Source organism: Dehalococcoidia bacterium, from assembly GCA_035574915.1.
Lineage (GTDB): Bacteria > Chloroflexota > Dehalococcoidia > DSTF01 > WHTK01 > DATLYJ01.
The window spans coordinates 18,431-28,509 of record DATLYJ010000032.1 but is presented as its reverse complement, the minus strand read 5'-3'; the positions used below and the strand labels follow the sequence as shown (position 1 = coordinate 28,509).

Sequence of the window (10,079 nt, the reverse complement as noted above, 5' to 3'; positions counted from 1 at the left end):
CGGCATCGAAGCAGAAAACGGAAGCCGCCGCCTTGCCGCCCAGGCGGAGCGTGAACAGCCTCACGAGGCCCTCGCGAGCCATGGCTGAGGCCATGCGCCGGAAGAAGGAGGGCATGGCGCCTGTCATGAAGTCCGCCTTGTCCTGGCGGCTCATGGTGTGCAGGCGGAGGAAATCTTCCATCGCCGCGTTGACCGAGGCCTGGTCGGCATGCACCTCCAGCGTGACTTCTCCGGCGCTCTCGTGCAGCCGCCGGAGCTTGCGCCGCAGCTCGTGGCGGTCCTTCTTTGACAGCGTAGCGAGGTAGTCGTCCCAGGTCGGAGGCAGGTCTACTCGAGGCGAGACGGCCTCTTGCTCCTCCCAGACTTCGTAGCCGGCGGCGCGCGCCAGTTCGGCGATCGCCGGACGGGTAGCGGACGTCTCGCTGAGGCCCCAGAGGTCCAGCCGCGACCACTCCTCTGCCTCCAGCTTGCGCCAGAGGTCACGGTACGCTTCCGCCGCCCTGTCCTGCTCCACCACGAAGTCCATGAAGTCGCAGATCTGCGGGTCGCCAATGAACGTTAGGCGGTCTTCGTCCCTCATGAGGGGAGCGATGGCATAGGGACGCGGGGAGTCACAGCTGAGGAAGAGCGGCTCGAAGCGGTCGCCGAACTCGGCCAGCCAGGTGCGGAGCCACACCGGGTGGAGGAAGACATTGCGCTCGGCCCGTGGGGCCAGAATACAGTCGATCTCGGAGTCGATGTCCTTGCTCTGAATCTCCGAGGTGGCTCGGGCCAAGTGTCGCTCCAGTCCGGCGCCTCTAGGCGATTACGTCAGTCGAAACCCGGGATGGCGCTGTAAATTCTACGGTGGCCCACATAGGCCGTCAACGACGCCCCGTGCGGGATCGGGGGGCTAAAACCCCAGCGCCCGTTCGATGGCCCCGAGGTCAGCGGCGACCTCGAAGTGCCGCGCCCGCAGGGTCTCGGCCGTGTCCGGGTCCTTGAGGCCGCTGCCGGTGATGATGCAGACGCAGACGGAGCCAGCCGGTGCGGCGCCCGACTTTAGCGCCTTCACCAGGCCGGCAACGGAGGCGGCGGAGGCTGGCTCGCAGAAGATGCCCTCTTCGCGGGCAAGGCGGCTGTAGGCCTCCAAGATCTCGGCATCGGTTACGGTGTCGATGGCGCCGCCAGACTCGTCGCGGGCAGCCGTGGCCTTCTTCCAGCTTGCCGGGTTGCCGATGCGGATGGCGGACGCCACGGTCTGCGGGTCCTCTACAGGATGCCCAAGCACGATCGGCGCGGCCCCGGCCGCCTGGAAGCCCATCATGCGCGGCAGACGCCCGGCCTTACCGCGCTCTGCGTACTCCTGAAAGCCCGCCCAGTAAGCGGCGATGTTCCCGGCGTTCCCCACCGGGATGAAGATGTGGTGGGGCGCCTCGCCCAGCTCGTCGACGATTTCGAACGCCGCCGTCTTCTGGCCGGCGATGCGGTCCGGATTCACGGAGTTGACGAGCGCGACCTGATGCTTGCGGCTGAACTCCTGCGCCAGGCGGAGGGCGTCGTCGAAGCTGCCGTCCACGGAGACGACCGTGGCGCCGTAGGCAACGGTCTGCGCCAGCTTGCCGATCGCGATTCGCCCCTTCGGGACGAAGACATAGGCATCGAGGCCGCAATGGGCGGCGTAGGCGGCCGCGGATGCGCTGGTGTTGCCGGTGGAGGCGCAGAGGACGGCGCGGTTGCCGGCCTCCATAGCCTTCGCTATGGCGACGACCATTCCCCTGTCCTTGAAGGACCCGGTGGGATTGCAGCTCTCGAGCTTGAAGTAGAGCTCCGGGACGCCGAGCTCCGGCCCGATGTGCCGAGAACGGACCAGAGGCGTGCTTCCCTCGCCGAGGTCAATCAGCGGCGTGTTCGGCGTGACCGGCAGGTAGTCGCGATAGCGGCGGAGGACGCCGGCGCGCGCCCCCAGCGCGGCCCCGGCGCTACTCCTCTCCAAGGCTGAGCCCCTTGGTCCGGAGGTCGCGGATCTCCTTCTCGAGAGAAGCGATCTGACGTTTGCGGAAGTCCGTCTCCATTTCGGTGACGGAGCGCATGAAGGCGATGAACTCGTCCCTGAAGCTGCGGAGCTTCTCGTCCAGGCCGCGGACGTCATCCTGAAAGCCCTGCATCCGTACCTCCAGGAGGGCGACGCGCTCGCCCAGCTGCGTGGCCGCTTCGCGCGAGTTCTCCATCTCCATAGTGAGCTCGTTCAGGCGTTCGCCGTGGCGCGAGCGCTCGGCCTGCACCAGTTCCAGCCGGTCCTCGATGCGGTCGATACGCCCGAGCTGAGTCCGCAGCGCGTCGATCTGGTCTTCGAGGCGTCGCACCATCTCCGACAGGCTGTTCGCTCGCTCCTTCTGTACGTCGTCCTCGCGTTGCAGCTCGGGCAGGGCCGCGCTCAGCCGCGCCACGTCCTGATCGAGGCGGCTGAGAGTGGTCTGGACGCGCGAATGACGGGTCTCAGACGCAACGCGTTCGTTTTCGAGCGCCTCCACCTTCAGCTGCATCTGCGCGAACAGCTCGAGGTTGCGGCGGTTGTGCTCCTCGAATCCGGCGAGGCGTTCCTGCCAGGCGTCGATCTGGCGCTGCAGCTCGGCGAACCGCTTGGCGGCGTCGTTCTTATCCTGGCGTTCGCGTTCCGCGTCGGCGAAGAGCCGTCTCTCGACCTCCTCGCGGCTCTGGCGCAGCGAATTGATGTCATCGTGCACGCGGGCGAGCTGCTCCCGCACCAGGCGCAGTTCGTCCTGGAGGTGGATCAGTTGCGGGAACTGCACCTCGAGCTGGTCGAGACGCGCGCGCAGGGAGTTCGCCTTGTCGGCGGCGTCGGCGGCGAGGGCGCGCCCCTGGTCGGTGCCCTGTTGCGCCAGGGCGAGCTTGCTCTTGATTTCGGCGAGCTCGCTGTGCACCCAACCGAGGGCGTCGCCCGTGAAGGGGACCTCACGCCGGGTTGTCATTGCTGCTCCACGCGAATGAAGTTCCCTATCTCTTGGACGACGTCGAGGCCACTGAGGAGCGCCATTGCCTTCTGCATCGCGGCCTCATTCGCTACGTGAGTCATTATGACAAGCTCGGCCGTCTGGGCGTCCTCGTGCGCCTCTTTCTGGATCACTGACGAGATGCTGATCGCGCTCTCCCCCAGGATGCGTGATATCTGGGCCAGCACGCCGGGGCGGTCGGCGACTGTCAGCCTGATGTAGTACCTCGTGCGGAGCTCCGCCATTGGAACGATGGTGGTGACCGCCTCGTTACGCGCGTTCACCTGGCGGCGGCCGCCGATGATGCTCTGGGCAGCGTCGAGGACATCGGCGATGACGGCGCTCGTGGTTGGCAGGCTGCCGGCGCCGCGCCCCTGGAAGAGCACCTTGCCGCTGAGGTCACCTTCGACCTGCACGGCATTCAAGACGCCATCGACCTTCGCGAGCGGCTCGTCCAGAGGCACGAGGGCGGGATGGACGCGCGCCTGCACGCCGTGCTGCTCCTGCTTCGCGAGCGCCAGGAGCTTGATGGCGTAACCCAGTTCCTGGGCGTAACGGAAGTCCCGCGCCGTGAGCCGCGTGATGCCCTCGCGGTAGATGTCTTCGACCCGTACCTGCCCGCGGAAGGCGAGGCTGGCGAGGATTGCCAGCTTGTAGCGCGCGTCCTCGCCCTCGATGTCGTTCGTCGGGTCCGCCTCGGCGTAACCCAACTCCTGGGCGGCGCGCAGGGCCTCGCCGAAGTCGGTCCCGTGCCGGGACATGGCGGTGAGGATGTAGTTGGTCGTCCCGTTGATGATCGCGGACAGAGACAGGATGCGGTTCGCTAGCAGGTCGCGCTTCAAGGGGGCGATTATGGGGATGCCGCCGCCGACGCTTGCCTCGAAGAGCAGGTCGACTCCGCGGTCGCGCGCCAGGGCTAGGAGGCGCGAACCGTGCTTTGCCATGACCTCCTTGTTGGCCGTAACCACGTACTTGCCGCCCTCGAGGGCGCGCGAGATGAATTCGAGCGCCGGGTGCTCGCCTACCCAGACTTCGACGACGATGTCGATGTCTTCGTTGTCCAGGACCTCGTTCGGGTCGGTGGTGAGGAGCTCCCGATACTGAGGGGGAAGGCCCGGGCGTTCCTTGGCCAGGTCGCGCACGAGGGCGGCTTTTAACTCCAGGGGGACTCCCAGCTGGCGCGCGTAAGTCTCGCGCTTCTCGGCCAGGATGCGCGCGACCCCGCTGCCGACGGTGCCGACGCCTATGAGGCCAACCCTGACGGCTTCGCGGGGAGCCACGTCAGCCGCCCAGGAGGCTCCGGCCGATGCGGACGATCTGTTCCTCCGTCAGCCTGCTGGACGAGCCTACGCGCTCCCGGGTCTCCTCGATCCTGTTCCTGTACATAGCCTGTGCGATGAGCGCCTTCTGCGGATCGTCGATGTCGCGCACCTCGCGGGCTCGCACCATGAGCAGATACCAGCCGGTGCTGTCCTGGATCGGCTCGCTCACCTTGCCCAGGGGCAACGTGAACAGGACGTCAGCGACTTTTGGGGAGACCTGGTTACGGGTGACCCAGCCAAGCTCACCGCCGGCCTCCTTCGAGTCATCGATGGAGTAAGTGGCAGCGATGACGTTGAAGCCGTCACCCGCATCGATCCTGGACTTCGCCTCGCGGGCCTTGGCTTCGTCGGCTGTCTTGATCATCAGGGTGTCAGCCTGCTCGTCGCTCGCCGGGACGGTCGCCTTGAACTGCTCGACGAAGCGCTGCTCGGCGACGAGCGCGGCGAACATGTCCCTGTACTCCTTGACCGGCAGGCCACTCTTGAGCACGTCCCGCCTGTAGGCGGCGGCGAAGACTTCCCGGGGCGTGTCGTCCTTCAGTCCGAGGCGGCGGCGGATGTAAGCATCGATGTCGGCGTCTGTGATGTGGATACCGGCTTCCTTGGCCGCCCGGCGCGCCATCTCCTCGGACTCGATGTTCTGGACCGCGGTTACGACGACTTGCTGGAGGGTGGCGTTCGACGACGCGAGGCCCAGGTTCAAGTCGGACCTGACTCGGCGTTCGAGAAAGGCGAAGTCGAACTTCTTGTCGCCAACGGTGAGCACGGTCTCATGCTTCGGAGCGATGCGGTCCTGGTAGTAGCCGTAGGCGATGATGATCAGGGCGAAGGCGACGACGCCGCCGATGAGGGCGTAGAGGAGGAGGGTGTTGCGCCGGTCTTCATCCATACCCTCCCGGGGAAAGCTGCGGCCGGCGGCAGGGGTGGCTCGGCGGGTCAAGGCGATTCAATCCCCTCGTGGACGTACGGGGCTATTGTCGGGCCAGGGCAGGGGGCGATCAACCGCGCGTGGGGAAGACGCCGGAGATCCGGATGTGCTCGGCCGTGAACGGCAAAAGCGCGAGGTGACGGGCCCTCTTGAGGGCGATCGTCAGCAGGCGCTGGTGCTTGGCGCAGGTGCCGGTCTTCTTTCGTGGCTCGATCTTCCCCCGGTCGGACACGTAGCGCCGCAGCCTGGCCGGCTCCTTGTAGTCAATCGTGATGTTCTTGTCGGCGCAGAATGCGCAGACCCGGCGACGCCCGAAACGCCCTCCGCCGCGGCGGCGCGGACGCTCCGGGCGCGCCCCACCGCCCTCCTGTCCGGGCGCTGACTGCTGTGCGGTCTCCTCGGTTGCTTCACTCACTTGGGTGTAGGTTCCTCCGCGTCTACATCGGGGCGCCGCTCAGGCGCCCATCACATGATATCTAGTCGAACGGCAGGTCTTCGGGCTCCAGGTCGCCGCCGGCGTCGTCGGACAAGGGGGCGCCGCCTGCCGGGTCGAGGTACAGGACCTGGTTGGCGATGACTTCAGTGCGATAGCGCTTCTGGCCATCGGGCCCGTCCCAGCTGCGGGTCTGCAAGCGGCCCTCGACGTATACCTTGCGCCCCTTGCGCAGGTGCTGCCCGACGATCTCCGCTAGCTTGTTCCAGCAGACGACGGTGAACCATTCGGTCTCGTCCCGTCGTTCGCCCTCTGGTGTGCGGAAGCTCCGCCCCACGGCCAGGCGAAAGTTCGTGACGGCGCTGCCGTTGGCGGTGAACCGCATCTCCGGGTCCGCGCCGAGGTTGCCGATGAGCATTACCTTGTTTAGCCCGTCCGCCATGCGCGTGTCCCTTCGTCCCAAGCGGGACTTCCGGCCCCGCTTACTCGTCCCTGCGCACGACGAGGTGCCGGATCACGTCCTCTGAGATGCGCAAGCTGTTCTCCAGGTCTCTCACCTGAGCGGGGTCCATCTTCAACTGCGTTACGACGTAGGTGCCTTCCAGGTGCCGCTTGATCGGGTAGGCAAGCCGGCGGCGGCCCCAGGTGCTCACGTCGATGACCTCACCACCCCGTGAGGAGATCGCCTCCTGCACCCTTTCGATGCCGGATGTGAGGCTTTCGTCCGTCAGTTCCGGACTGAGGATAACCACAAGCTCGTATTCGTGTACCTTCGCCAAACGTTACTCCTGGATCAAAAACCGGCCCCGGCTCCGGTGGCAGTGCCGGGGACCAAGAATTGGCCCTGTAGCCTTCGAGATGACAGGATATTCTAGGTTTCGGCTATCGACAAAGTCAATCAACACCAGTCGCGAACGACTTTCGGTTGGGAGCAGGCCCGGCCGCATGCTACAATGCCGCGGCAATTGATAAGGTAACTTATCAATGAGTGGAGTTGGGATGGACCCCGCACCCTCGCCTCCGGCGGCCAGACGCTCGCCGGCAGCCTGGTACCTAGCCGTCGTAGTAGCCGCCGCGTTCGCGGGTGGCGCTGCCTCGGGCGCCATGGTGAGCCTGTTCTTCGGGGGCGAAGGCGAGGACTCCGGGCCGGCCGCGCCCGGCCTGGTCGAGCGGCGAGTCATCACGAGCGAAGAGGATGCCGTCACTCAAGCCGTCGAGGCGGCTGGCCCGGCGGTGGTCACGGTCATAAATCAGAAGCCGCCGCGCCGGGACGAACAGGGGCGGCTGGTCGAGAGCGTGAGCGTCGGCACGGGCGTCGTAGTCGACGCGCGCGGGTATGTGGTCACGAATGAGCATGTCATCCACGAGCCGGGACAGTTGAGTGTGGTGTTCCTGAATGGCGAGGAGCGGCCGGCGCGGCTCGTGTCCGACGATGCCCCCTTCAGCGACCTGGCTGTGCTCCAGATACCACCCGGCAACCTCAAGGTGTTGCCGTTCGGGGACTCGAGCCGGCTCAAGCTGGGCCAGACCGTGATCGCCATCGGCAGCGCCCTTTTCGAACTCCGCAACAGCGTGACGACTGGCGTGGTGAGCGGCCTCGGCCGGCGATACTTGCGGGAGCAGGTGTTCATGGAAGACCTGATCCAGACGGACGCGGCGATAAACGCCGGTAACTCCGGAGGCCCCCTGATCACAACGAGTGGCGAGATGGTAGGCCTGACGACGAACGTCGTCAGGCGCGTCGGCGCGACCGAGAACGTCTACGGCATCGCCTTCGCGATATCCAGCCGCACGATGGAGCCGATCGTCAGGTCGATCATCGAGCGCGGGAAGTACACGCGGCCATACTTGGGCATCGAACACCTGGAGCTGGACTCCGATGTCGCCTTTGACCTGAACTTGCGAGTCGACCGCGGCGCGCTCGTGCGGAGGGTGGTCGAGGGCAGCCCGGCCCAGGCCGCGGGCATACGTCCGGGAGACATCATCCTCCGCATGGGCCGCTTCGAGCTGAACGAAGACCTGCCGTTCCTCAACGCCCTGGCGCGTTTCAACCCGCGGGACCGCGTGGCCTTGCAACTACTGCGAGACGGCAGGCCCCTGGAAGTCACCGTGGAGGTGGGCGAGCGTTGAGCGAGCCGGGCCCATTCGACCGGATTCTCGAGTCGTCCGCTGCCCGGGACAGGACTGCGCGTGGCGTCCTGCTGGCCATGGGCGCTCTTGGCCTGCTGCTGCTCGGCTTCGTCCTGTTCGGCGGCTCCCTGTTCGGAGACGGCAATCAGCCCGCGGCGCCCACCGCGCCGGGATCGACGAACGCCCGCCTGCCCAAGGTCCCCGAAGGCTACGAGGCGCTCAGCCGCCTGCGCACGCTGGAGGCTTCGCAGGAGCAGGGGCCTGTCGAGCTGACAGTAAGCCTGGAAGAGCCCGTCTCCGACGGGCGTAACATCGGGCTCTACACCTATCGCGGCGGGAAATGGCAGCGCATCGCCTCGGCGACGCTGGTCAACAACGGCGCCGCGGCCAAGGGCCAGGTGAGCGAGGTGCCGTCCAACGTCGCCGTGCTGCGCCGGACGGCCAGCTCCGTGAACGTTAGCGGCTGGGTGCTCCCCGGCCAGCAGGTCGACCCCGCGGCGCTCGAGGTCCTGACCGCCATAAACCCCGTCGACTATTACCCGCTAGCCGACGGCACGGTAGCCGGCACGGCGAGCGTCTTGAGCGCGCCCGGGAAGGCAATCCTGCCAACGGTGCGCGCTACTGCCCCGCGGGAGATCGAGGCCGTGAACACGATCCTCGCCTCGCCCCAATTGCGAGACGCGCACATCAGCGCCCTTCTCCAGATCGCCTTGCAGCCCGGCTACGCCGGCATCGACCTCGACTATCCCAGCGTGGCCCCCGCGCGGAAGCCGGACTTCACGGCCTTCATCAACGTCCTGGCCGACCGTCTCCACGCCTCCAACCGCCTGCTGACGATCACGTTGCCGCCGCCTGTGAAGGCCGGGATCAACTGGGATACAGGCGCCTTCGACTGGAAGGAGATCGGCCGCGTGGCGGACCAAGTAAAGCTGGCACCGGAGCTGGATCCCAGCATCTATTACCGCCGCATGGAGGAAATCGTCGCCTTCCTGAAGCCGAACGTGGACTTGAGAAAGGTCAGCCTGGTCGTCGGCCGGGCGAGCCGCGAGAAGGCCCCGAACGGACTGCGGCTCATCAGCCTGCGTGAGGCGCTTTCGATCGCCAGCGCGCTCGAGGTGCGCACGGCGGCCCTCGCGCCCGGTTCCTCGGTGGTCATCGTCGGGAAGAACATCTTCCAGGACGACGGCGCTACCGGCATCCGCTGGGACGAGCAGGCGTTCGCCGTCTCTTTCTCCTATCCCGGCGTGGGCGGTCAGCGCACCGTCTGGTTCGAAAATAGCCTCAGCGTCGCCTTCAAGCTGGACTTTGCGCGCCGCTCCGGGCTCGGCGGCGTCCACCTCGACGATGTCGCCCTCGACCCTGCCTCGGCGTCCCTTTGGGAGCCCTTCGTGAGCTACGTGGAGGACGGCACCGTCAAGCTGTCGCAGCCGAACGGCGTCCTCCTCCGGCCGCTGTGGCAGAGCCAGGCGGGGACCATCGAGCCAGGCCAGAAAGGCAACGTGGTCTGGAAAGCGCCGCCTCAAGCCGGGGTTTACGACGTCTCGTTAATCGTTAGCGATGGCGTGGTGCGGGCGATCCAGAAGGTCGTGCTGGACGTAAGGGCCCCGGCCGCCGGCCCGACTCCGGCCGCCGGGACGCCGAGGCCGGGCGGCGCGAGCACGCCAGCCTCGCCGACGCCGACGCGCACCGCCGCACCGGCGGCATCGCCAACTCCGCCGCGCTAGTGCCGATCAGGGTAATCGCGGGAGAAGCCCGGGGACGGAGGCTGAAGGCCAGCCCCGGCAGAGGGACGCGGCCCACATCTGACCGCCTGCGCGAGGCCCTTTTCGCCATTCTGGAGGCCCACGGGGCCGACTTCACGCGCGTCCTTGACCTGTACGCCGGCACGGGAGCGCTGGGAATCGAGGCCCTCAGCCGCGGCGCCGGCTCATGTGATTTCGTGGAGGCGGACGCGAGTGCCTGTGAGGTCATACGCGAGAACCTGCGCCTGACCGGCTACAGCGAGCGCGGCCGCGTGATCTGCGCAACGGTGGCGCGCGCGGCCGCCCGCCTGCAGGGGCCGTACACGCTTGTGGTCGCTGACCCCCCTTATGAGTATGATCGGGCCGAGTCCGAGCTCGCAGACTTGATCGAGCGCGGACTCCTCTTGCCCGGCGGCATTGTCGCCGTCGAGCACGCAAAGCGGCGGGAGTGGCCGGAGCGGTTGGCGGGGCTGAAGAAGTTGCTGACGCGGCGCCATGGAGATAGCGCCGTCAGCCTGTACCAGTAAGGAG

Annotated in this window: 11 protein-coding genes; 3 read left to right on the top strand and 8 right to left on the bottom strand. The window is 66.9% G+C overall.

The features are described from left to right. From VNN10_02850 to rpsF, 8 genes are all read right to left on the bottom strand, one after another. Positions 1-775: GNAT family N-acetyltransferase (locus VNN10_02850; protein HXH20941.1), on the bottom strand; the 775-nt coding region annotated here is incomplete at its 3' end. A 117-nt stretch (positions 776-892) separates the two neighbouring features. After that, on the bottom strand, positions 893-1,948 hold the full coding sequence (thrC, locus tag VNN10_02845) for a threonine synthase (GenBank protein HXH20940.1): 1,056 nt from the start codon (positions 1,946-1,948) through the stop codon (positions 893-895). 13 nt (positions 1,949-1,961) lie between these two features. After that, positions 1,962-2,972, bottom strand: coding sequence for a hypothetical protein (locus tag VNN10_02840; GenBank protein HXH20939.1), 1,011 nt, complete (start codon positions 2,970-2,972; stop codon positions 1,962-1,964). Continuing rightward, entirely contained in the window at positions 2,969-4,273 is a 1,305-nt protein-coding gene (locus VNN10_02835) for a homoserine dehydrogenase (protein ID HXH20938.1), read from the bottom strand. The genes VNN10_02840 and VNN10_02835 overlap by 4 nt, the downstream gene beginning before the upstream one ends. 1 nt (position 4,274) lies before the next feature. Further along, entirely contained in the window at positions 4,275-5,204 is a 930-nt protein-coding gene (locus VNN10_02830) for a peptidylprolyl isomerase (GenBank protein ID HXH20937.1), read from the bottom strand. A gap of 109 nt (positions 5,205-5,313) precedes the next feature. Further along, the gene (gene rpsR / locus VNN10_02825; GenBank protein ID HXH20936.1) at positions 5,314-5,658 is read right to left on the bottom strand and encodes a 30S ribosomal protein S18; all 345 of its coding nucleotides are present in this window, start codon (positions 5,656-5,658) and stop codon (positions 5,314-5,316) included. 61 nt (positions 5,659-5,719) lie between these two features. Further along, positions 5,720-6,118: a single-stranded DNA-binding protein gene (locus tag VNN10_02820; GenBank protein HXH20935.1), complete on the bottom strand. Its 399-nt coding sequence runs from the start codon at positions 6,116-6,118 to the stop codon at positions 5,720-5,722. A gap of 40 nt (positions 6,119-6,158) precedes the next feature. Beyond that, entirely contained in the window at positions 6,159-6,455 is a 297-nt protein-coding gene (gene rpsF, locus VNN10_02815) for a 30S ribosomal protein S6 (GenBank protein ID HXH20934.1), read from the bottom strand. Between the two features lie 220 nt (positions 6,456-6,675). Here rpsF and VNN10_02810 point away from each other — a divergent pair, with 220 nt between their 5' ends. The 3 genes from VNN10_02810 to rsmD are packed head-to-tail and all read left to right on the top strand — an operon-like array spanning position 6,676 to position 10,075. Continuing rightward, positions 6,676-7,806: a trypsin-like peptidase domain-containing protein gene (locus tag VNN10_02810; GenBank protein ID HXH20933.1), complete on the top strand. Its 1,131-nt coding sequence runs from the start codon at positions 6,676-6,678 to the stop codon at positions 7,804-7,806. Next, complete coding sequence (locus VNN10_02805) at positions 7,803-9,530, top strand: hypothetical protein (GenBank protein ID HXH20932.1); 1,728 nt, start codon at positions 7,803-7,805, stop codon at positions 9,528-9,530. Before VNN10_02810 ends, VNN10_02805 begins: the two co-directional genes overlap by 4 nt. Next, positions 9,530-10,075 carry a 16S rRNA (guanine(966)-N(2))-methyltransferase RsmD gene (gene rsmD / locus VNN10_02800; protein ID HXH20931.1) on the top strand — a complete coding sequence of 182 codons (546 nt, stop codon included), beginning with the start codon at positions 9,530-9,532 and terminating at the stop codon, positions 10,073-10,075. The genes VNN10_02805 and rsmD overlap by 1 nt, the downstream gene beginning before the upstream one ends. The last annotated feature ends 4 nt before the right edge of the window (positions 10,076-10,079 follow it).

Coding starts and splice junctions, on each gene's coding strand:
- VNN10_02830 (HXH20937.1), bottom strand. CDS start 5,204: ATGGATGAAGACCGGCGCAACACCCTCCTCCTCTACGCCCTCATCGGC.
- VNN10_02810 (HXH20933.1), top strand. CDS start 6,676: ATGGACCCCGCACCCTCGCCTCCGGCGGCCAGACGCTCGCCGGCAGCC.
- VNN10_02840 (HXH20939.1), bottom strand. CDS start 2,972: ATGACAACCCGGCGTGAGGTCCCCTTCACGGGCGACGCCCTCGGTTGG.
- VNN10_02820 (HXH20935.1), bottom strand. CDS start 6,118: ATGGCGGACGGGCTAAACAAGGTAATGCTCATCGGCAACCTCGGCGCG.